Consider the following 21,154-nt stretch of genomic DNA (forward strand, 5'->3'; position numbering starts at 1 on the left):
TTCCCCCCCCCGCCCCTCTGGGGAGAGGGTTGGGGTGAGGGGTGGATTTCGAACACACCTGGTTTTTGTGTTGAAACATATGTCCTGAGAAAGCTCCACAGCAATCATCGACAAGTCCCAAAAAAGGACCAATCAGTCCCTTTTTTGGGACACTCTGCGTGGGAGCGATCAGGTCCACGATGAACTGAAGGACGCCATCTGTTCCTGCACTCGAATCAGAAGCTGTTCAGCACTTTTCAACAACTGCGCCAACAACGCCGGATCTTCATCCATATAGCCTTCGTACTCCGCCAGATTTCGTCGCTCATGACACAGGGCGAATAGCCGAACCTGTACTTTGCCAATATCAGCGGTATGTACCAGGCACTGAAACACCAGATATCGCTTGTCTGAACGGTAGCCGCACAAGCGAAGAGCCGTCAGTGCAAGGGCATGGGCAGCGTTGTAAGCCAGGTCGAAACGACTCGCGAAGGAAAGCGAAGACGTTTGCGCGTCTTTCAATCGGTCTACCGCCGAACGCATCAGCCCTTCGCATTCCTTGCGATCCGGCGGTTCAGCTTTCAGTCCACCGCTACGTAACAGGTTTTCCAGGTTCTCGTTGCTGCCCATCCTTGGACTCCAAAGGGTTTCCCCCCATCAGGTTGATCTTGTCCTGCTGCGCTACCCGCACGACGAAGCTATTTTCAGCCGCCAGTTTTGCGGCCCAGTCGTCGGGGGTGTAGAGCGTCGGGTTGAGGACGCGGCCCAACTGCTCCTCCATCGGTATAAGCCGCTCCATCACTTCACTGTAGTGCAGGCCCTCGCCGATCAGCATGAGATCAATGTCACTGGATGCGTTTGCCTGATCCTTGGCGATAGAGCCGTACACAAATGCCCAAGTGATCTGTTCGGCAAAGGGTTGGAGCGCTTGGCGCAGAGGTTCGGCAATACCAAAAGTTTTGCGGGCGATACCCAGCAGTTCCGCATAGATCGGGCAGTCGGGATTGGCTTGATAATGGGTCTGGTTGCCCTGACGGGTCATGGTCAGAACGCCTGCCCGCTGCAACCGATCCAGCTCGCGCATAAGGCTGCCTTTACCCACTTGAGCCCAGCGGGCGATCTCATTGGCGTAAAAACTTCGGTCGGGTTTACTAAACAGCAGGCCCAGCACTTTTTGCTGGGTGGTGGTGAACAAGGCTTCGCTCAATGACAGGTTTTTCACGGCAATGACCGATAAGTCCCAAAAAAGGAACGATAGGTCCCTTTTAGGGACTTATCAAGGGATGACAAAAATCCTGTGGCGAGGGAGCTTGCTCCCGTCCGGCTGCGCAGCAGTCGTAAAACCATCGCACTCGGTGTACCTGATACACCCCGGTTGCAGGTTTTGAGGGCTGCTTCGCAACCCAGCGGGAGCAAGCTCCCTCGCCACAGGGTCCGACAGCCTGGGGTTTTGTGTTTAAAAGTTTCTCCGCAGGAAGGGTGAGCGGCTACGCAGTCTGGCGTCGCTGCCTACAGCAATGCCGGAACCCGCCGACTGGTGCGGTTTTGCGTTGGTCCTTATCGTTTGCGTGTCGCTGCACATCCAGTGACTGGGACTGGAAACCCCAAAAAAAGGGCGCAAAAGCGCCATTCATAACGAATGGGCCAATTCCAATCTGTAAGCGGAAACTCATTATGTCCAAGGTAACGCCCAACTCTGCAGATAACACTGACACCGGTTCCGAAGCATCCCTCGAAGCTGAAAAACTCAAGGAAGCCGCCGACCGCGTCTTTTCCTACTACTTCCCACCCCATGAAAAACCGGGCAAGCGCCGCAAGCATCATCTCTTCAGCGTCTCCCCTGATATCGACACCGAAGCCCTGCTGGCCAATGCATCCGAAGACCTCCTGTCCATCAGCGCCATTGCTGCCGATCTGGCGGACGATGTGGAAGGCTCACGCCGCTCTGTAGCCTTGGCGCTCAGCCGCATGGCGGATGGGGTGCAGTTGTTGGTGGAGCGGGCTCTGGATCATCACGAGTCGGCGCAGATGAAGACTCGGACCGGGGTTTAGCGCAGAAACCTTGTGGCGAGGGAGCTTGCTCCCGTTCGGCTGCGAAGCAGTCGTAAAACCATTGCATGCGGTGTACCTGATACACCTCGGTTACAGGTTTTGGGGCCGCTTCGCGACCCAGCGGGAGCAAGCTCCCTCGCCACAGGGATCCGGTTAGACCAGACCCGCACTCACTAGCAGTTCTTCCAGCGCCAGCAAGTCAGGCACCTTCGCCACCTGCTCCCCCACCTGCACCGCCGCCTTTTCCAGCGAACACAACGGCACATCCACATAGCTCAACTGACTATCAAGCTTGTAAGACCGCGGAATCCCCTGCACCAGCAGGGCGATGAATTTCAAATCAGGCCGCCCACCGAGGGCATTGAGGATGACAATCCGCGCCCGCTCACCGATCACGATTTTCTGTCCACACGCCGACTCAAAACTCAGCAACGGAATCTGCCGGTTCCGCCACATGACCCGCCCGAGGTACCACGGCGGCGTGTCGAGGTCGAAGGCGCTGGGTTGGTAATCAATAAGCTCCGCAACAGCGACGTTGGGCAGGATCAGGTTGCGGTCGGCCAATGGCAACAACAGCCCCGTCAGGTTGTTGGTGCGCTGGTAAAAATGGTCATCAAGCATGGGTTTTGCTCCACAACGCGATGCTTTCGAGCAGCACCGATTCCTGGTACGGCTTGCCAAGGTAGTCGTTGACGCCGATGGCCATGGCGCGGTCGCGGTGTTTCTGGCCGGTGCGGGAGGTGATCATGATGATCGGCAGGTGCTGCAGACGTGCGTCGGCGCGTACCTGGGTCGCGACTTCGAAGCCGTCCATGCGCGGCATTTCGATGTCCAGCAGCATCAGGTCAGGCATGTGTTCTTCAAGCAGCAGCATGGCGTCGACACCGTCCTTGGCGGTCAGCACGTTCATCCCGTGGCGTTCCAGCAGACGGCTGGTGACCTTGCGCACGGTCACCGAATCGTCGACCACCAACACCAGCAATGGCTTGTGCGGCTCGACCTCCGCCTCCTGAGTCACTGGCTGTTGCGGCACGCGGGCCTGCATCGCGCGGATTGGTGCCAGCAAATCGAGAATCAGCACCACCCGCCCATCGCCGAGAATCGTGGCCCCGGACAGACCCTGCACCGCCGCAAATTGCGGGCCGAGGCTTTTGACCACGATCTCGCGAGTGCCAGCCATGGAGTCGACTTGCACCGCGATGTGCCGCTCGTTGCACTGCACCAGCAACACCGGCAGCGGCAGGCTCTGGCCGAGTAGTTTGGGGCGATGGCTGGTTTTCAGCAGTTCGCCCAGGTAACACAGTTCATAGTGTTGCCCGGCGTATTTGTAGGTCGGCGGATCGAGCCGGTAATGCCCTTCAAGCTCGTTGGGCAGCACGCGAACGATGCCATCGATGGTGTTCAGCGGGATCGCGTACTGATCATCAAAACACTGCACCATCAGCGCCCGGTTGACCGACACGGTGAACGGCAGGCGAATCCGGAAGTGCACGCCCTGCCCGGCCACAGAGTCGATGCTCATGCTGCCGCCGAGCTGCCGGACCTCTTCGTGCACCACGTCCATGCCGACGCCGCGTCCGGAAATCTGGGTGATTTTCTCGGCGGTGGAGAACCCCGGTTGCAGGATGAATTGCAGTACATCGCGGTCGCTGATGTCGCTGTCCGGGGCCAGCAACCCGCGTTTGATCGCCTTGCGCCGCACCGCGTCCAGCGGCACGCCGGCCCCGTCGTCGCGGATGTCGAAAATGATGTCGCCGCCCTCTCGCGACAGATCGAGGGTGATTCGACCCTGAGCCGGTTTACCCGCCGCGATACGCACCTCGGCGGATTCCAGCCCATGATCCACGGCGTTGCGCAGCATGTGTTCCAACGGCGCGGCCATGCGTTCGAGAACGTTGCGGTCCATCTCGCCTTCGGCATTGCCGACGATGAATTCCACATCTTTGCCCAGCTCGCCGGAGACCTGACGGACAATCCGCTTCAAGCGCGGCAGCATCCGTTCGAACGGCACCATGCGCGTACGCATCAGGCCTTCCTGCAATTCGGTGTTGATGCGGCCCTGCTGTTGCAGCAGGTTTTCCGCGTCCTGATTGCGTCGATCGAGGGTTTCCTTGAGGTCGAGCAAGTCTGACGCGGATTCGAACAGCGCGCGCGACAGTTGCTGCAACTGTGAGTGGCGGTCCATTTCCAGCGGATCGAATTCTTCGTAGCCCAAGCGTTCGGCATCGACTTGCTGGCGGCTGAGAATCCGCCCTTGGGTTTCCGTGTCGAGACGACGCAACTGGTCGCGCATGCGCTCGATGGTGGTTTCCATCTCGCTCAGGGTCACGCGCGCATCGTTGACCTGTTGTTCGATCCGGCCACGGAAGATCGACGTTTCGCCGGCCAGGTTCACCAGATCGTCGAGCAGTTCCGCCGAGACCTTGACCATGTCCGCGCCGGCATCGGGTTGCAGTGCCGGCGTCTCGACTTTCGGCGTAGCGGACACCACGACCGGTGCCGGTGCTTCTGGCACGGCCGGATGACTGAAATTCTTGATCGCGTCGATCAGTTGATCGGCGGGCGGCAATGGCTGACCGGCACGGGCCGCGTCAAGCATCTGCGCCAGTCGGTCGTGGCTGCTTTGCAACAGGCCGAACAACGCGGCGGTGGGTTGCAGCACGCCAGCCGACAGGCCTTCGTAGAGGAATTCCAGCTCATGGGCGAGGTCGCCAATCGGCGCGATTTCCACCATCCGCGCGCCCCCCTTGAGGGTGTGCAAATCACGCAGCAGGGTTTCCACTTCCTGACGATTCGACGGCTCGGCCTGCCAGCGCACCAGCGCCGCGCCAGAGTTTTCGATGATGTCGAAACCTTCCTCGAGGAAGATCTCCAGAAGCTCCGGATCATGGCCCGGCGAATCCTCGGCCCGTGCCGGTTCGACCGTTTCAACAGCGCTGGCGTTGCCCTGGCGAAACTCGCGAATGGCCTCGATCAGCTCACCCGGATCGCCCAATGGTCGCTGGTTCTGCAACTGATCAAGCAACTGCGCGAGCCGGTCGTGACTGTGTTGCAGCAAGTGCGCCAAGGCTTCGCTGTAGGCGTAACGGCGGTCCACCAGCCCTTCGTAAAGACTTTCCAGTTCATGGGCCAGATCGCCGACCGGCTCGACCTCGGCCATCCGCGCGCCCCCCTTGAGGGTGTGCAAATCTCGCTGCAACGACAACAACGGCGCGGCGTTGTCCGGATCGCTCAGCCAGCGCTGCAAGGCCTGGCCGGCGCTCTCGAGGATATCCACCGCCTCTTCGAGGAAGATCGAAACGATTTCATCGTCCAGCTCAACCTGGGTCGCGGTCTGCTCCAGTTCGGCCGTGGCGCTGCCCAGTTCCCGAATGCTCAACGTGCGGCTGCCGTCGCTGCGAATCAGGCCCATGGCCGACGGATCCAGGCTCTCATCGAGCAACCCGCGCAAGGCCCGGATGCGTTCCGGTTGCGGGCTGACTTCCTGGCCGGCGGCCAGTTCGTCGAGCATGTTGATCAGCGCTTCGTGGGCACTTTGCGCCTCGTGGAAAAACGCCTCGCTGACCGCCAGGCTGCTTTCTTCCACCGCGCCGTAGAGGTCGAGCAAGGCTTCGCAGAGTTCATCCACCGGATGCAGATCCGCCAGGTGGGCGCCTTCACCGAGGGTGGTCAATTCATCCAGCAGTGCGCTGAGTTCCTGACGCTCGCCGGGATGTTGCTGCCAGCGCTGCAACAGGCTTTCGGCGTCGAGCAGGATGTCCATGCCTTGCGCGAGGAAGTTGTTGATCAGTTGCGGATCACGCTTGATGCGCAACCCGGTATTCGGTGCACTCAGGAGTGTTTCCAGACGCTCGGCCAGCAACGCCTGGGTTCGCTCGATCAATGAGCGGGCGCCGGGAATTTCTGCCAGCGGATCAGTCTTGAGCTGTCGCAACCCGAGACGGAACAAGCCTTCGGCTTCGAGTAACAGTTCGACTTCGTCCAGGTCGAGGGCGAGCAGGTGCGCCTTGTACTCCCGGGCCAGATGATCCAGCGGTGTTGCCAGTTCGGCGATCGGCAATACGCCAGCCATGGAGGCGCTGCCCTTGAGCGTGTGCAGCGCCCGCTGCAACTCGTCGCTGGCCTGCAATGGCAGATGCTCGGCGGCTTTATCGAGGAAACGGTTGAGGCTGCCCAAATGGGTTTCGGCTTCGTTGCGGAAGATCTCGAGCAGCAGCGGATCGAGGGCTGCGACGTCCTGCGCATCCTCGTCGGGGATCGGCTCATTGCCCTTGGCCAAGGCGTGGGCGCGTGCGGCCAATTGGTCAACGTCGTTGCGCTGGCGCTGGGCATTGGCCGCAAACTCGGCCACCAGTTCCGGCAGCAGATTCAGCGCTTCGCCCAGCAGTTGCTGCACCGCCGGCCCCGGCGGAACGCTGCGTTCCAGTACGCGGTTGAGCAGGTTTTCCATCGCCCAGGCCAGTTCGCCCAGGACCAAAGCGCGGACCATCCGGCCACTGCCCTTGAGCGTATGGAAGGCCCGGCGCAGTTCGCTCAGGGCCGACTCGCTCTCGGGATCGGCCGACCAGCGCGGCAGGTACTCCCGGAGGATTTCGAGGACTTCATCGGTCTCTTCGAGGAACACTTCCCGCAGCTCATCGTCCACCGGCTCTTCACCAGCGGGCGGCGGCAACAAGCTTCCCGGGGTCGTCAGGGCGGGCGGGTTGACGGAAGACACGGGGCTGGCCAAGACATCGGCCAGTGACTTGACGGTCTCAGGGTCATCCAGTTCCTGCAGATCCTGCATGACCTGCGCTTCACTCGGGCTGAGCACATCTTCAAGCACCGGCACCTGTTGCTCGATGGGGAAAAAGCCGAGTGAGGCCAGGCTTTTTTCCGCGACGTCGAGCAACTGTTCGCCCGGCGCTTCGGGGTCGTCGCTGAGGCGCTCCAGGTAATACTCGATGCTGGTGATGACGTCGGCCAGGCTGTCCAGTTCCTGCCAGCCGGGATGATCCGGATCCAGCAGCAGGTGCTCGCGGATGAAGTGGTTGCAGGTTTCGATCAGGCTCGCCGCACGGCTCAACGGGATCATCGCCAGCGCACCGCGCACCTGGGTCAGCAAGGCCGGCAGTGGCTGCAAGTGCTGGCGGTCCCAGTCGGCGTCGATGTAGTCGACGATCATGTCCTTGGCCTGTTGCAGGCAGATGCGCGCTTCCTTGATCACAATCTGATGGATTTGGGTCAGGTCGGTGGTCGGCAGGCGGCTGTCTTCCTGGCTTTCCGGCTCGACGGTGCCGACCATGCCAGCCAGCGTCGCTTCGACGTAGAGCAAGGCACCGGCGACGTCCATCAGGATCGCGTCGTTGGGCTCACGCTGGCCCTGGGCGAGGCTCAATACCACCGCCAGTTGATCGATGATGACCTTGCGTGGCTGGCCGAAACCGAGCACCGCCAGGGTGTCGGCGATTTGCCGCAGGGGCGCCAGCAGGCTTTCGAGGTCCGAGGTGTGTTGGCGGTCACTGCGCACGAACAGGTCCAGGCGTTCCTTGACCCGCACCAGTTCTTCACACAATGCGGCCAACACCGAGCGCATGGCATCGCGGTCGGGACCGGCCAGCCGTGCTCGTTCTTCGTCGACCATTGCGCTGTCAGGCAGCGCGTCGTCCAGTCCGTAGCGATCTTTCATGGTCAGCATCTGCCCGGTGGGATGTTCGGCCTTGGCAATGTAGAACAGCAAACTCTTGAGTAACTCCAGCGGCGCTGGCTGATTGATTCCGGGCATGCCCTGTTCGAGCAGGCGCTTCAGTTCTTTATCGGCCTCCTTGAACAGACTACGCAACGCCGGACTGTTAGCAATCGAGCCGCCGCGCATGCCTTCGACCAGCGCCGAGGCGACTTGCCACAACGGGCTCAAGGGCGCGTTGCCGCACAGCCCTTCGAGGCGTGCAAAAACTTTGGTCAGGTAACCGAGGTTGGTTTCGCCGTCCTGCTCACGCAGCAATCCGACCAGGGCCATCTGCAACATCTGCCGCAACTTGCGCAGCACATTCGGTAAATCTGCCGGTTCCAGCAGTGCCAGCGACTCTTCGTCCAGTGGCGCCAGGTCCGGCAATTGCGGGCTGAACAGGCTGGTTTCCGACAACAGGCTTTCGCCACGGGCGCTGCGCAGATCGTTGATCAGCGGCAGCACCACCAGCGGCAGGTCGCGGCGCGCACTTTGCACCCGGTCGAGGTAAGTCGGCAGCCGCCCAATGGCTTGCAGCAACAGGTGGAGCGTCTCATCGCGATGACTGACGCGGTTCTGTTGCAAGGCGCTGGTCAGATGTTCCATCTCTTCGGCGAGCAGCGCCGCGCCGTAGAACTCGACCATCTGCAAACTGCCGTGAACCTGATGGATGCACGCCAGGCATTCACTGAGCGCGTGCGTCGCCTGCGGGTCATCAAGCAACGTTTCAATCGCCTGGTGAGCCACTTTCAGCGTTTCGGCAATCTCGCCTTTGACCCACTCGAGGGCCACATAGTCGTGCCGATCACCCATAACCACTCCACTCATCATTCGCGCGCCTCAAGGCGCATCACACTTTATCCGCAGCCTGCGCCTTTGCGGCCGGCAAGGTGAAACCGGACACCGAACGCCGAAGCTGGCTGGCCATTTTCGCCAGGTTGCCAATGCTCTCGGCGGTGGCGGTGGAGCCGGACGAGGTCTGCGTGGTGATCTGCTGGATCACGTTCATCGTCAGGGAAATCTGACCGGCCGAAGACGTCTGTTGCTGGGCTGCGTTGGAAATACTCTGGATCAACGCGGCGAGGGTCTTCGACACGCCTTCGATTTCTTCCAGGGCCACCCCGGCATCCTGCGCCAGACGAGCGCCACGCACCACTTCGGTGGTGGTCTGCTCCATGGAAATCACCGCTTCGTTGGTGTCGGTCTGAATCGCCCGCACCAGGGTTTCGATCTGGCGGGTGGCGGCGGACGAGCGCTCGGCCAGCCGCTGCACTTCATCGGCGACCACCGCAAAACCGCGCCCGGCATCACCGGCCATGGAAGCCTGGATCGCCGCGTTGAGCGCAAGGATGTTGGTCTGGTCGGCAATGTCATCGATCAGGCTGACAATGTCGCCGATTTCCTGAGACGACTCGCCAAGGCGTTTGATGCGCTTGGCGGTGTCTTGAATCTGCTCGCGAATATTGTCCATGCCGTGGATGGTGTTGTGCACCACCTCGTTGCCCTTGTTGGCGATTTCCACCGAGCGTTCGGCCACCGCTGAGGATTCCGCAGCGTTGGCCGAGACCTGATCGATAGACTCGGCCATGTCGTTGATCGCCGTGGAGGCTTCGGCAATCTGCTGCGCCTGATGCTCCGACGCCTGGGCCAGGTGCATGGCGGTGGCCTGGGTTTCCTGCACGGCGGCAGCGACCTGGCCAGCGGTGAGGTTGATGGTCGCCACCAGATCGCGCAGTTGGTCCACGGAATAGTTGATCGAGTCGGCGATGGTCCCGGTGAAGTCTTCGGTCACCGACGCGGTCACGGTCAGGTCGCCGTCCGCCAGGTCTTCGATCTCGTCGAGCAGGCGCATGATCGCGTTCTGGTTACGCTCGTTCTTCTCGGCCGTTTCGCGCAGCTGACGGTTGGTTTCACGGACCATCACCAGACCAATGAGGATGATCGACATCAGCGCCAGCAGGCCCAGCACGTAGCCGCCAATGGTGTCGGTGTTGCGCCCGCCGGCCAGGTTTTCGAAACCGCCGGCCAGGTGTGAGGCTTCTTCAAGCAGGGTCTGCGACAGGGTGAAGATATTGGTCGCCGATTCACGGACCTTGAACAGCTCCGGCGAAGTTTCGAGGATTTCATCCACCGAACCCGAGACGAATTCGAACAGCTCGGAAATCTCGATCAACCGCGCGCGCGCGTCGCGGTCTTCAACCTGGCTGACTTTCAGTGACGGATTGCCCTGGAGCATGCCGTTGAGCACCAGGCCGAATCGCGCCGCATCGCGACCGAAGGCGTCGGCGGCCTGCTGCGAGTTTTCATCACCGGACAGCACGGTGTTCACCGCACCGAGAATCCGCTCAGCCAATAGCGACTGGCGCTGCGCCATGGCCACCTGCGCGGCCGGGGCACCGCGCTGGAGAAGCGTTTCGACGACTTTTTCGTACTCGACCTGCAACTGCGGCACGGTTTCGGCCAGGGTCGCGGCGACTTGATGCAGCGACAGCACGGTCTGTTCGCTGGAGAGGATCGCGTCGGTGTTTTTCAGCAGGCGTTCCCAGTCCAGTTGCACGGCGCGCATTTCCGGGCGCACGGTGGACGGTGCCGGCGGCAGGCCGGTGGAAGGATCGCCTTTCTTCAGATAGCCCCAGCGTTGGGCAAAGTCGTTGCGCGCATCGCTCAGCAGTTTGAACGCCGCAGCCTTGCCGGCAGCGGCTTCGGTGGCGTTCTTGGCAATGCGCTGGGACAGCACGCGCAGCTCACCGGCGTGGCCGATGTACTGTTTGTCGTACGTGGCCTGGGTGTTGAGGTACGCGAAGTTGGCGAACAGCAGCATGATGAAGACGATCAGCGCCATGAACAGCGCGATGATCTGTGACCGGCTGCGCGACCCTTCTGGCTTGCCTGTTTTTGCTTTTATCATCGGTCCTCGCCTGTCCTGCCCAATTCACTCTATGCCCTTGTAGGAGCGAGGCTTGCCCGCGAAGCAGGCGCTGCGGTCTTACAGAAACACCGCGTTTTCGTTCTTCGCGGGCAAGCCTCGCTCCTACAGGATCGGCGTCGCCGCGTTTACAGCGCGACGTGCATGAAGCTTTGAGACTGCACCAACGCAAACGGGCTGAACACCTGCCAGGTCTGCTCGCGCTGAAACTGGCCCTGGATGAAGGGTGCAATCGCGCCGCTCAAGCTATCTGCCGGCTCAAGACTGTCCTGGGCAAAGTGCTGGAGGCCGAAAACCTCATCGACCATCAACCCGGCAAACACTTCGTTATGCTCGATCACCAATACCCGGCGCTGCTTGCGCACGGCCGACAACTCATGTCCGAAGAAGCCGCACAAGTCGATGATCGGCAACAGACGCCCGCGCAGGTTGGCCACGCCCTTGACCCAGGGTCTGACCCCCGGCAGCTGGGTGAACCGAGGTTCGTGCAACACTTCGCTGACCTCGCCCATCGGCGCGACGTACCAGTGCTCGCCCAGACGGAAGCCGATGCCGCTCCAACTGTCTTGTCGGGTCGGCTGGGACGGCAAGTCCGCCGCCAGCAGACGACAACGCTGGTCGATCTGCAGCAGCAGTTCGAAAGCCGTCAGCGACTCGGTCATGGCCGGACGATCAACCGGCCAGCACGTTGTTCAGGGTCTTGATCAGGGTCTCTTCATCGACCGGTTTGGTCAGGTAATCCTTGGCGCCCTGGCGCGTGCCCCAGACCTTGTCGGTTTCCTGATCCTTGGTGGTGATGATGATCACCGGGATGTGCCCGGTTTCCGGGTCTTTGGTCAGCTGACGGGTCGCCTGGAAACCATTGAGGCCAGGCATGACGATGTCCATCAGCACGGCGTCGGGTTTTTCCTGACGGGCCAGGGCCACGCCGTCGGCACCGTTTTCGGCTTTCAACACTTCATGACCGTTCTTTTCCAGCATGCCGGTCAGTTTGTACATTTCGGTCGGCGAATCATCGACGATCAGAATACGTGCCATGGTCTTCCCCATTCTTGTCGACGCCGGGCCCGCTGGCCGAGCGTCACTGTGCGTGTCCTACTGCGGCAAAACGGCGGCGAAGCCCGGTACATGGGCCTGGATCGCGTTCAGCAGTTCTTCCTTGCTGAAAGGCTTGGTCAAAAACTGGTCGGAGCCGACGATGCGCCCCTTGGCCTTGTCGAACAGCCCGTCCTTGGACGACAGCATAATCACTGGCGTGGACTTGAACGCACTGTTGTTCTTGATTAAAGCGCAGGTCTGATAACCATCCAGACGCGGCATCATGATGTCGACAAAGATGATGCCGGGGTGATTGTCGGCAATCTTGGCCAGGGCATCGAAACCATCGATAGCGGTGATCACTTCACAACCCACGTTTTTCAAAAGCGTTTCGGCGGTGCGGCGAATCGTTTTCGAATCGTCGATCACCATGACCTTCAAGGCGCTGGAATGCTGTTCCATAAATGCTCTGCCGTCGCCTTTGCGAATCAAATTGTCCATTTCCGATAACCGGAGGCTCGAAACCCTTGATGTTCAAGGGCCAGAACGATATGGCAGCCTTTTTAGCACAGTCTCCAAGTGCAATCTATCGGGGGACTGGCACAGTGGTTTTTCCTTGACCGGGAACACTGTGAGCGCCAATCTGACGCCACTTTTTCGTGCCGCACCGGCCACCCAAATTTCGAGGAAAAACCCATGAGCGTTCGCGTCGGGATTGTCATGGATCCTATTGCCAGCATCTCCTATAAAAAGGATAGCTCGCTGGCCATGCTGCTGGCCGCACAGAAGCGCGGCTGGGAACTGTTCTATATGGAACAGGCCGATTTGTACCAGGCCGAAGGCGAAGCGCGGGCGCGGATGCGTCCGTTGAAAGTCTTCGCCAACCCGGAAAAATGGTTCGAGCTCGAGGCCGAGACCGACGCGCTGCTGAGCGATCTGGACGTGATCCTGATGCGCAAGGATCCGCCGTTCGACATGGAATTCGTCTACTCCACCTACCTGCTGGAGCAAGCCGAACGCGCGGGCGTGCTGGTGGTCAACAAGCCGCAAAGCCTGCGTGACTGCAACGAGAAACTGTTCGCCACGCTGTTCCCGCAGTGCACGCCGCCGACCATCGTCAGCCGTCGCCCGGACGTACTGCGTGAATTCGCCGATCACCACGGCGATGTGATCCTCAAGCCGCTGGACGGCATGGGCGGTTCGTCGATCTTCCGTCACACCGCTGGCCACCCGAACCTGTCGGTGATCCTCGAAACCCTGACCTTGCACGGCAAGCAGCAAATCATGATTCAGGGTTACCTGCCGGCAATCAAAGACGGTGACAAGCGCATCCTGATGATCGACGGCGAACCAGTGGATTACTGCCTGGCACGAATTCCTGCCGCCGGTGAAACCCGTGGCAACCTCGCCGCCGGTGGCCGTGGCGAAGCCCGACCGCTGACCGAGAAAGATCGCTGGATCGCCGCACAAGTCGGCCCGACCCTGCGTGAAAAAGGCCTGTTGTTCGTCGGTCTGGACGTGATCGGCGAGCATCTGACGGAAATCAACGTCACCAGCCCGACCTGCATTCGCGAGATTGATAACGCGTTCGGCACCGACATCGGTGGCCTGCTGATGGATGCCATCGATCAGAAGCTCAAGGCCCGTTGATATAGAACAGCCAAGAAACGACCAACATTGCGTTATCATCCGCGGCCTGTGAAAAACGCGATGTTGGTTTTTTTGTCATGACGCTCCCGTCCGATCTGCCCGCTGAACTCGCCCATCGTGGCGTGCGCCCGGCTGATCGCCTCGGTTTTACCCTGTTTCTCGCGGCGCTGATTCACCTGGCCGTGCTGTTGGGCGTCGGCTTTACGATGGTCGAACCCAAGCAAATCAGCAAAACCCTGGAAATCACCCTCGCCACCTTCAAAAGCGAAAAGAAGCCAGAGAAAGCCGATTTCCTCGCTCAAGAGAATCAGCAAGGCAGCGGCACCCTGGATAAAAAGGCAATTCCCAAGACCACCGAGGTCGCGCCTTTCCAGGACAACAAGGTGCAGAAAGTCACGCCACCGCCGGCGGCCAAGCCTCAAGTGCCGGAAGCCGCACCGAAGGCAGCCGTGACGACCGTCGCGCCCAAGCCGAAAAAGGCTCCCACCAAAACCGAAGAACCCAAGCCCGTCACCAAACCCGCCGTCGCCGCGCCGACGTTTGACAGTGAACAGCTGTCCACCGACATTGCCAGCCTGGAAGCGGAACTGGCCAACGAACAACAGTTGTATGCCAAGCGCCCGCGTATCCACCGCCTGAGCGCCGCGTCGACCATGCGCGACAAGGGTGCCTGGTATAAGGACGAGTGGCGCAAGAAGGTCGAGCGCATCGGCAACCTGAATTACCCCGACGAAGCGCGACGCAAGCAGATCTATGGCAATTTGCGCCTGATGGTTTCGATCAACCGTGACGGTTCGCTCTTTGAAGTACTTGTGCTGGAGTCGTCCGGGCAACCGCTGCTGGATCAGGCAGCGCAGCGCATCGTGCGGCTGGCGGCGCCGTTTTCACCGTTTACCGGGGATCTGTCGGATATCGACCGTCTGGAAATCATCCGGACCTGGAAGTTTGCCCGCGGGGATCGGTTGTCCAGTAATTGATTGGAGATTTCCTGCCAAATGTTACCCCTGTGGCGAGGGAGCTTGCTCCCGCTGGGCAGCGAAGCAGCCCCAAAACCTGCAGGCCTTGTATTTCCTGACACACCGCAACGATCGGAATACGACTGCTGCGCAGCCGAACGGGAGCAAGCTCCCTCGCCACAGGGTTCTGCGGTGGCTTCAATCACCATTTCCTGCGCATCCTCAGCTTGTCAGTTTGCCCCTCCAACGCCACACTAGCGCTCATGAAGAACGTCAGCCCCAGCTACCTCAAGCATCAATTCCTGATCGCCATGCCTCACATGGTCGACCCGAACTTTGCGCACACCTTGACCTACATCGTCGAGCACACGGCCAATGGTGCCATGGGCCTGGTGGTCAATCGTCCGCAAGACCTCAACCTGGCCGATATCCTCGAGCAACTGCGCCCCGACATCGAACCGCCGATGCTCTGCCAGCATGTGCCGATCTTCATCGGCGGCCCGGTGCAGACTGATCGCGGTTTTGTCCTGCACCCCTCGGGGCAGAGTTATCAGGCCACCGTTGAGCTTGATGAGAAACTGGCCCTGTCGACCTCCCAGGATGTGCTGTTCGCCATCGCCGACGGCGTCGGTCCGGCGAAAAGCCTGATCGCCCTCGGATACGCTGGCTGGGAAGCCGGGCAGCTGGAAGCCGAACTGGCCCAGAACGCCTGGCTGACCTGCCCGTTCGATGCCGAAATCTTGTTCAACACCAGCAGCGAACTGCGCCTGGAAGCAGCGGCCAAGCACCTGGGCGTCAATCTCAGCCTGCTGACCAGCCAGGCGGGACACGCCTGATGGCCCTGCGCCTGATTTTGGGTTTCGACTACGGCACCAAACAGATCGGCGTGGCGGTCGGCCAGGTGATTACCGGCCAGGCCCGCGAGCTGTGCACCTTGAAGGCACAAAACGGTATTCCCGACTGGAATCAGGTCGAAGCCCTGATTAAAGAGTGGAAACCCGACGCCGTGGTGGTTGGCCTGCCCTTGAACATGGACGGCACGCCGAGCGACATGTGCGTGCGCGCCGAGAAATTCGCCCGTCGCCTGAATGGCCGCTACAACCTGCCCTTCTATACCCACGATGAACGCCTGACCACCTTCGAAGCCAAGGGCGAACGGCGTGATCGTGGCGGACAAAAGGGCAGCTACCGCGACAACCCGGTGGACGCCATCGCCGCCGCCCTGCTGCTGCAAGGCTGGCTCGACGAAAACACCGCACTGTTCGAATCCTGAAGAGCCGCAACAAGCGTCTCTACTTAGCGACAACCCGAGCCACCTCTCCAGCAGAATCCGGCTCGGGCCCAAGAAGGAGCAACCATGAGCCTGCCCAATCCCGTTGAACTGATCAGCCAGATGGCGACCCGGCTTGACGCCTATCTGGCCAAACGTGGCATCAGCGAACCGCGCTACATCGGCATTCGTACCGGTGGTGTCTGGGTCGCCCAGGCATTGCTCAATGAACTGGGCAGCGACTCGCCCCTCGGCACCCTGGACGTTTCCTTCTACCGCGACGACTTCAGCCAGAACGGCCTGCACCCGCAAGTGCGCCCGTCTGCCCTGCCGTTCGAAATCGAAGGCCAACACCTGGTGCTGATCGATGACGTACTGATGAGCGGCCGGACCATCCGCGCCGCCCTCAATGAGCTGTTCGACTACGGCCGCCCGGCCAGCGTGACATTGGTGTGCCTGCTGGACCTGGACGCCGGCGAGCTGCCGATCCGCCCGAACGTGGTCGGCGCGACCCTGTCGCTGGCCGCCCACGAACGGGTGAAACTGTCCGGCCCGGAACTCAAGCTCGAACTGCAAGACCTCGCCCTTTAATTCGCCCTATTGAGAGTCCCCCTCGCGATGACGCCTCTAGAAACCAAGCGCCCGCTGCAGCTCAATGATCAGGGCCAGCTGCGCCACTTCCTCTCGCTCGACGGTTTGCGCCGCGAGCTGCTGACGGAAATCCTCGACACCGCCGACTCGTTCCTCGAAGTCGGCGCCCGGGCGGTGAAGAAAGTCCCGTTGCTGCGCGGCAAGACCGTGTGCAACGTGTTCTTCGAGAACTCCACCCGCACCCGCACCACCTTCGAGCTGGCGGCCCAGCGGCTGTCGGCGGACGTGATCACCCTGAACGTGTCCACGTCGTCGGCGAGCAAGGGCGAAACCCTGCTCGACACCCTGCGCAACCTGGAAGCCATGGCCGCCGACATGTTCGTCGTGCGCCACGGTGATTCCGGCGCGGCACACTTCATCGCCGAACATGTCTGCCCGCAAGTGGCGATCATCAACGGCGGCGACGGCCGTCACGCCCACCCGACCCAGGGCATGCTCGACATGCTCACCATCCGTCGGCACAAGGGCGGCTTCGAAAATCTCTCGGTGGCTATCGTCGGCGACATCCTGCACTCGCGGGTGGCACGCTCGAACATGCTCGCGCTGAAAACCCTCGGCTGCCCGGACATCCGCGTGATCGCGCCGAAAACCCTGCTGCCGATCGGCATCGAGCAATATGGCGTGAAGGTTTACACCGACATGACCGAAGGCCTGAAAGACGTCGACGTGGTGATCATGCTGCGCCTGCAGCGTGAACGCATGACCGGCGGCCTGCTGCCGAGCGAAGGCGAATTCTACCGCCTGTTCGGCCTGACCACCGCGCGCCTGGCCGGAGCCAAACCGGATTGCATCGTCATGCACCCGGGGCCGATCAACCGCGGCGTGGAGATTGAGTCGGCAGTGGCCGACGGCCCGCACTCGGTGATCCTCAACCAGGTCACCTACGGTATTGCGATTCGTATGGCCGTGCTGTCCATGGCCATGAGCGGGCAGACTGCCCAGCGCCAATTCGAGCAGGAGAACGCCCAGTGAAGCTCAGCATTCTCGGCGCCCGCGTCATCGATCCAGCCAGCGGCCTGGATCAAGTTACCGATATCCATATTGAAGCCTGCAAGATCATTGCCCTTGGCGCCGCACCAGCCGGTTTTGTCGCCGTCGACACACTCGACGCCAAAGGCCTGGTCGCCGCCCCCGGGCTGGTTGACCTGAACGTCGCCCTGCGCGAGCCGGGCTACAGCCGTAAAGGCTCAATCGTCAGTGAAACCCGCGCCGCCGCGGCCGGTGGCGTCACCAGCCTGTGCTGCCCGCCGAAAACCAAACCGGTGCTGGACACCTCGGCCGTGGCCGAACTGATCCTCGACCGCGCCCGCGAGGCCGGCAACACCAAGGTTTTCCCGATCGGCGCCCTGAGCAAAGGCCTGGACGGCGAACAGCTGGCCGAACTGGTCGCCTTGCGCGATGCCGGTTGCGTGGCCTTCGGCAACGGCCTGGACAGCTTCCGCAACACTCGCACGCTGTGCCGGGCGCTGGAATACGCCGCAACATTCGATCTGACGGTGATTTTCAACTCTCAGGACCATGACCTGGCCGAAGGTGGCTTGGCCCACGAAGGCCCGACCGCCAGTTTCCTCGGTTTACCGGGCATTCCGGAAACCGCGGAAACCGTGGCTCTGGCCAGGGATCTGCTGCTGGTCGAGCAAAGTGGCGTGCGCGCACACTTCAGCCAGCTCACCAGCGCCCGTGGTGTGGCCCTGATCGCTCAGGCCCAGGCTCGCGGCCTGCCGGTGACGGCCGATGTCGCCCTGTATCAGCTGATCCTGACCGACGAAGCGCTGATCGACTTCAGCAGCCTCTATCACGTCCAGCCGCCGCTGCGCACCCGCGCTGACCGCGATGGCCTGCGCGAAGCGGTGAAATCGGGTGTGGTCTCAGCCATCTCCAGCCATCACCAACCCCACGAGCGGGATGCCAAACTGGCGCCGTTCGGGGCCACCGAGCCGGGCATCAGCAGTGTTGAACTGCTGCTGCCGTTGGCGATGACACTGGTGGAAGACGGTTTGCTGGACCTGCCAACGCTGTTGGCGCGCTTGAGTACCGGACCTGCCGAGGCGTTGCGCCTGCCGGCGGGCAAACTGGCGGTAGGTGGACCGGCGGACATCGTGCTGTTCGATCCGGCGGCTTCGACCGTGGCCGGCGAGACCTGGCTGTCCAAAGGCGAAAACTGCCCGTTCATTGGCCACAGCCTGCCGGGCGTGGTGCGTTACACCCTGGTGGATGGACGCATCAGCCACCAGGCGTAAGCCCGCGTCGCCCCCAATCGCGGGCAAGCCCGCTCCCACAGGGGATTTGTGTTAATTCACAAATCGATGGCTATACGCCGAACCTGTGGGAGCGGGCTTGCCCGCGATGGCTTACTGGAAGGCGCCCCTATTCTGGGCATTGCGAATCGACACCTGGTCGTTCAGCGTCCAGAAGTCATACAACACCCCCAGAAAGAACAACCCGCCCGTTAACAGGTACAGCAATCCGCTGATCCACTTCCCCTGATACATCCGGTGTACGCCGAACATCCCAAGAAACGTCAGCAGAATCCATGCAACGTTGTATTCGATAGGCCCCGCGGTGAACCGCAGGTCTGCTTCACGGTCCATTGCCGGGATCAGAAACAGGTCGATCAGCCAGCCGATACCCAACAAACCGAAGGTTAAGAACCAGATCGTCCCCGTCACCGGCTTGCCGTAATAAAAGCGGTGAGCGCCGGTAAAACCGAAAATCCACAGCAGGTAACCGATCACTTTGCTGTGCGTGTCTTGATGCGGAACGGGCTGTTGATAGGTGTTCATGAAGGACCTCGATTCACACGATAGATAAATATTCTTTAAATCTTTGTGACTTTTTTACGAGTTGCCGACGTATGGCAAATGGTACTGTCTCTCCCGTCAAAGCCTTATACCACCTGACGTCTGTCCGACAATCGCGTCCATTTTCCGCTTATTTGGTTCCGTTGACCCCAAGGTTGAATCGACCAACGGCCTCGGAAGGGGCAAAAAAGCTGTTATAAAGTTGCGCGCTAACTTATATGAGCCCTGCCTAATGCGTCCATTTTTCAAGACATGGCTAACCATTTGCCTTTTGATGCCACTGGCCGCCCACGCCACCAATCGTGAGCAACGTCTTCCTAACGTTAATGGTTACACCCCAAAATCCCATGTTTCTGCTCCTTCGAGCAAAAACAAACAGACCGTAAATCGCGCTCCCCAACTGAGCAGCAAAAGTGGCCTGGTTCCGCCAATGGCGAGCAAGGAAAGCAGCAACGTGCTGAGCCGCGCCGTCAACGTCCTCGGTACACCCTACCGTTGGGGCGGCAGCAGCCCAAGTAAAGGCTTCGACTGCAGTGGTCTGGTGAAATACGCGTTCAACGACGCCACGTTTGACCTGCCGCGCACCTCCAACGCCATGGCCAGTGGTCATGGGGAGAAAGTCGATCGCAAGGATCTGAAGCCTGGCGACCTGATTTTCTTCAACATCAAGAGCCGTAGGGTCAATCACGTTGCCATCTACCTGGGCAACGACCGCTTCATCCACGCACCACGTCGTGGCAAGTCGGTGACCATCGACACGCTGAAAAAACCCTACTGGGAAAGCCACTACGTGGTTGCCAAGCGGGTTATGCCGAAAGAGAAGAACACCCTGCAGGTTGTTCAGCGCTGATATGAAATCCTGAGGCTGACCCGGGACTTACTTTGATCATGCAGCCCCCTTCGCGGGCAAGCCTCGCTCCTACAGGATCTATGTAATTCCCTGTAGGAGCGAGGCTTGCCCGCGAAGGCGTTTCTGGATCCCTCAAAAACCATCCGGCGTGCGCGCCTTCTCCCGTGCATGCTCGCGGCTGATCAAGCCCTTGCTCACCAGTTCCTTCAAGCACATATCCAGCGTTTGCATCCCCAGGTTCCCCCCGGTCTGAATCGACGAGTACATCTGCGCCACCTTGTCTTCGCGGATCAGGTTACGGATCGCTGACGTTCCGAGCATGATTTCGTGGGCCGCGATCCGCCCGCCGCCGATCTTCTTGACCAACGTCTGCGACACCACCGCCAGTAACGACTCGGACAGCATCGAACGAACCATCGACTTCTCGTCCCCCGGAAACACGTCCACCACCCGATCGATGGTTTTCGCCGCCGAGGTCGTGTGCAGCGTGCCAAACACCAGGTGACCGGTTTCGGCGGCAGTCAACGCCAGGCGAATGGTCTCCAGATCCCGCATCTCCCCCACCAGAATCACGTCCGGGTCCTCCCGCAGGGCCGAGCGTAGAGCCGTGGCGAAACTGCGCGTATCACGGTGGACTTCACGCTGATTGATCAAGCATTTGCGTGACTCGTGGACGAACTCGATCGGGTCTTCGATCGTGAGGATGTGCTGATGACGATGGCCGTTCAGGTGATCGATCATCGCCGCCAGGGTGGTGGATTTGCCGGAACCGGTCGGACCGGTCACCAGCACCAGCCCCCGCGGCGCTTCGGTAATCTTGCGAAACACTTCCCCCATGCCGAGGTCGTCCATGCTCAGGACCTTGGACGGAATGGTCCGGAACACCGCGCCAGCACCACGATTGTGGTTGAACGCGTTAACCCGAAAACGCGCCACGCCGGGCACATCAAAGGAGAAGTCGGTTTCCAGGTGCTTCTCGAAGTCCACCCGCTGGGTGTCGTTCATGATGTCGTAGATCAGCGCCTGCACCTGTTTGTGGTCCAGGGCCGGCAGGTTAATGCGCCGCACATCGCCGTCGACACGAATCATCGGTGGCAGGCCGGCAGACAGGTGCAAGTCGGACGCGCCCTGTTTCGCGCTGAAAGCCAGCAGCTCAGTGATATCCATAGCGTTCCTCAATTCCAGTAGAATGCCGCGAACCTTCAGCCGCCGGCGCCTAATCCTCGCCTGATAAAGTCGCCGAGCGATGATCAGGCAAGGCAAAAGTCGGCGAA

Annotated in this window: 19 protein-coding genes; 9 read left to right on the forward strand and 10 right to left on the reverse strand. The window is 60.7% G+C overall.

Going from position 1 to position 21,154, the window contains the following annotated elements; translation table 11 throughout:
- Window positions 1-168: 168 nt before the first annotated feature.
- Window positions 169-609 carry a hypothetical protein gene (locus QF010_RS11400; protein ID WP_033060452.1) on the reverse strand — a complete coding sequence of 147 codons (441 nt, stop codon included), beginning with the start codon at window positions 607-609 and terminating at the stop codon, window positions 169-171.
- Window positions 572-1,201: a nucleotidyltransferase domain-containing protein gene (locus QF010_RS11405; protein ID WP_429533145.1), complete on the reverse strand. Its 630-nt coding sequence runs from the start codon at window positions 1,199-1,201 to the stop codon at window positions 572-574. Before QF010_RS11405 ends, QF010_RS11400 begins: the two co-directional genes overlap by 38 nt.
- A 452-nt stretch (window positions 1,202-1,653) precedes the next feature.
- Here QF010_RS11405 and QF010_RS11410 point away from each other — a divergent pair, with 452 nt between their 5' ends.
- Window positions 1,654-2,031 (forward strand): DUF6124 family protein, encoded by a 378-nt coding sequence (locus QF010_RS11410; RefSeq protein ID WP_033060454.1) that lies wholly within the window; start codon window positions 1,654-1,656, stop codon window positions 2,029-2,031.
- Between the two features lie 153 nt (window positions 2,032-2,184).
- On the opposite strand, the gene QF010_RS11415 is transcribed toward QF010_RS11410, so the two are convergent.
- From QF010_RS11415 to pilG, 6 genes are all read right to left on the reverse strand, one after another.
- Window positions 2,185-2,652: a chemotaxis protein CheW gene (locus QF010_RS11415; protein ID WP_033060455.1), complete on the reverse strand. Its 468-nt coding sequence runs from the start codon at window positions 2,650-2,652 to the stop codon at window positions 2,185-2,187.
- Window positions 2,645-8,551 (reverse strand): Hpt domain-containing protein, encoded by a 5,907-nt coding sequence (locus QF010_RS11420; protein ID WP_429533146.1) that lies wholly within the window; start codon window positions 8,549-8,551, stop codon window positions 2,645-2,647. Before QF010_RS11420 ends, QF010_RS11415 begins: the two co-directional genes overlap by 8 nt.
- A 37-nt stretch (window positions 8,552-8,588) precedes the next feature.
- A complete protein-coding gene (locus QF010_RS11425; RefSeq protein WP_033060457.1) occupies window positions 8,589-10,646 on the reverse strand; it encodes a methyl-accepting chemotaxis protein in 2,058 nt (685 codons plus the stop codon).
- Between the two features lie 146 nt (window positions 10,647-10,792).
- On the reverse strand, window positions 10,793-11,326 hold the full coding sequence (locus QF010_RS11430) for a chemotaxis protein CheW (protein WP_429533147.1): 534 nt from the start codon (window positions 11,324-11,326) through the stop codon (window positions 10,793-10,795).
- Window positions 11,327-11,336: 10 nt separating this feature from the next.
- Entirely contained in the window at window positions 11,337-11,702 is a 366-nt protein-coding gene (gene pilH / locus QF010_RS11435) for a twitching motility response regulator PilH (protein ID WP_033060460.1), read from the reverse strand.
- A gap of 57 nt (window positions 11,703-11,759) precedes the next feature.
- Window positions 11,760-12,164, reverse strand: a complete 405-nt coding sequence (pilG, locus tag QF010_RS11440) for a twitching motility response regulator PilG (RefSeq protein WP_008152601.1) — start codon at window positions 12,162-12,164, stop codon at window positions 11,760-11,762.
- A gap of 234 nt (window positions 12,165-12,398) precedes the next feature.
- Here pilG and gshB point away from each other — a divergent pair, with 234 nt between their 5' ends.
- The 7 genes from gshB (at window position 12,399) to QF010_RS11475 (ending at window position 18,469) form a co-directional block, all read left to right on the forward strand.
- On the forward strand, window positions 12,399-13,352 hold the full coding sequence (gene gshB / locus QF010_RS11445; protein ID WP_429511680.1) for a glutathione synthase: 954 nt from the start codon (window positions 12,399-12,401) through the stop codon (window positions 13,350-13,352).
- 77 nt (window positions 13,353-13,429) lie between these two features.
- A complete protein-coding gene (locus tag QF010_RS11450) occupies window positions 13,430-14,329 on the forward strand; it encodes an energy transducer TonB (protein WP_033060463.1) in 900 nt (299 codons plus the stop codon).
- A 242-nt stretch (window positions 14,330-14,571) separates the two neighbouring features.
- The gene (locus QF010_RS11455) at window positions 14,572-15,144 is read left to right on the forward strand and encodes a YqgE/AlgH family protein (protein WP_008152608.1); all 573 of its coding nucleotides are present in this window, start codon (window positions 14,572-14,574) and stop codon (window positions 15,142-15,144) included.
- Window positions 15,144-15,581 (forward strand): Holliday junction resolvase RuvX, encoded by a 438-nt coding sequence (gene ruvX, locus QF010_RS11460; RefSeq protein ID WP_429533148.1) that lies wholly within the window; start codon window positions 15,144-15,146, stop codon window positions 15,579-15,581. Before QF010_RS11455 ends, ruvX begins: the two co-directional genes overlap by 1 nt.
- 84 nt (window positions 15,582-15,665) lie before the next feature.
- Window positions 15,666-16,169 carry a bifunctional pyr operon transcriptional regulator/uracil phosphoribosyltransferase PyrR gene (pyrR, locus tag QF010_RS11465; RefSeq protein WP_429533149.1) on the forward strand — a complete coding sequence of 168 codons (504 nt, stop codon included), beginning with the start codon at window positions 15,666-15,668 and terminating at the stop codon, window positions 16,167-16,169.
- A gap of 27 nt (window positions 16,170-16,196) precedes the next feature.
- Window positions 16,197-17,201, forward strand: a complete 1,005-nt coding sequence (locus QF010_RS11470; protein WP_007897943.1) for an aspartate carbamoyltransferase catalytic subunit — start codon at window positions 16,197-16,199, stop codon at window positions 17,199-17,201.
- Window positions 17,198-18,469, forward strand: a complete 1,272-nt coding sequence (locus QF010_RS11475; protein WP_008152614.1) for a dihydroorotase — start codon at window positions 17,198-17,200, stop codon at window positions 18,467-18,469. The genes QF010_RS11470 and QF010_RS11475 overlap by 4 nt, the downstream gene beginning before the upstream one ends.
- A 111-nt stretch (window positions 18,470-18,580) precedes the next feature.
- Here QF010_RS11475 and QF010_RS11480 read toward each other — a convergent pair whose 3' ends face one another.
- Window positions 18,581-19,012, reverse strand: a complete 432-nt coding sequence (locus tag QF010_RS11480; protein WP_429533150.1) for an NINE protein — start codon at window positions 19,010-19,012, stop codon at window positions 18,581-18,583.
- A 250-nt stretch (window positions 19,013-19,262) separates the two neighbouring features.
- Between QF010_RS11480 and QF010_RS11485 the strand changes: the two genes are divergently transcribed.
- The gene (locus QF010_RS11485; RefSeq protein WP_033060471.1) at window positions 19,263-19,880 is read left to right on the forward strand and encodes a C40 family peptidase; all 618 of its coding nucleotides are present in this window, start codon (window positions 19,263-19,265) and stop codon (window positions 19,878-19,880) included.
- Window positions 19,881-20,012: 132 nt separating this feature from the next.
- Here the strand turns inward: QF010_RS11485 and QF010_RS11490 are convergent, their stop codons facing one another.
- Window positions 20,013-21,047 (reverse strand): type IV pilus twitching motility protein PilT, encoded by a 1,035-nt coding sequence (locus QF010_RS11490; protein WP_033060473.1) that lies wholly within the window; start codon window positions 21,045-21,047, stop codon window positions 20,013-20,015.
- Window positions 21,048-21,154 lie beyond the last annotated feature (107 nt).

Origin of the sequence: Pseudomonas silensiensis (assembly GCF_050434865.1) — a bacterium.
In the GTDB taxonomy this organism is placed as follows: Bacteria; Pseudomonadota; Gammaproteobacteria; order Pseudomonadales; family Pseudomonadaceae; genus Aquipseudomonas; species Aquipseudomonas fluorescens_W.

Coding starts and splice junctions, on each gene's coding strand:
- QF010_RS11490 (WP_033060473.1), bottom strand. CDS start 21,047: ATGGATATCACTGAGCTGCTGGCTTTCAGCGCGAAACAGGGCGCGTCC.
- QF010_RS11455 (WP_008152608.1), top strand. CDS start 14,572: ATGAAGAACGTCAGCCCCAGCTACCTCAAGCATCAATTCCTGATCGCC.
- QF010_RS11400 (WP_033060452.1), bottom strand. CDS start 609: ATGGGCAGCAACGAGAACCTGGAAAACCTGTTACGTAGCGGTGGACTG.
- QF010_RS11430 (WP_429533147.1), bottom strand. CDS start 11,326: ATGACCGAGTCGCTGACGGCTTTCGAACTGCTGCTGCAGATCGACCAG.
- QF010_RS11415 (WP_033060455.1), bottom strand. CDS start 2,652: ATGCTTGATGACCATTTTTACCAGCGCACCAACAACCTGACGGGGCTG.
- QF010_RS11480 (WP_429533150.1), bottom strand. CDS start 19,012: ATGAACACCTATCAACAGCCCGTTCCGCATCAAGACACGCACAGCAAA.
- gshB (WP_429511680.1), top strand. CDS start 12,399: ATGAGCGTTCGCGTCGGGATTGTCATGGATCCTATTGCCAGCATCTCC.
- QF010_RS11470 (WP_007897943.1), top strand. CDS start 16,197: ATGACGCCTCTAGAAACCAAGCGCCCGCTGCAGCTCAATGATCAGGGC.
- pilH (WP_033060460.1), bottom strand. CDS start 11,702: ATGGCACGTATTCTGATCGTCGATGATTCGCCGACCGAAATGTACAAA.
- QF010_RS11420 (WP_429533146.1), bottom strand. CDS start 8,551: ATGGGTGATCGGCACGACTATGTGGCCCTCGAGTGGGTCAAAGGCGAG.
- QF010_RS11450 (WP_033060463.1), top strand. CDS start 13,430: ATGACGCTCCCGTCCGATCTGCCCGCTGAACTCGCCCATCGTGGCGTG.
- pilG (WP_008152601.1), bottom strand. CDS start 12,164: ATGGAACAGCATTCCAGCGCCTTGAAGGTCATGGTGATCGACGATTCG.
- QF010_RS11410 (WP_033060454.1), top strand. CDS start 1,654: ATGTCCAAGGTAACGCCCAACTCTGCAGATAACACTGACACCGGTTCC.
- QF010_RS11485 (WP_033060471.1), top strand. CDS start 19,263: ATGCGTCCATTTTTCAAGACATGGCTAACCATTTGCCTTTTGATGCCA.
- ruvX (WP_429533148.1), top strand. CDS start 15,144: ATGGCCCTGCGCCTGATTTTGGGTTTCGACTACGGCACCAAACAGATC.
- pyrR (WP_429533149.1), top strand. CDS start 15,666: ATGAGCCTGCCCAATCCCGTTGAACTGATCAGCCAGATGGCGACCCGG.
- QF010_RS11425 (WP_033060457.1), bottom strand. CDS start 10,646: ATGATAAAAGCAAAAACAGGCAAGCCAGAAGGGTCGCGCAGCCGGTCA.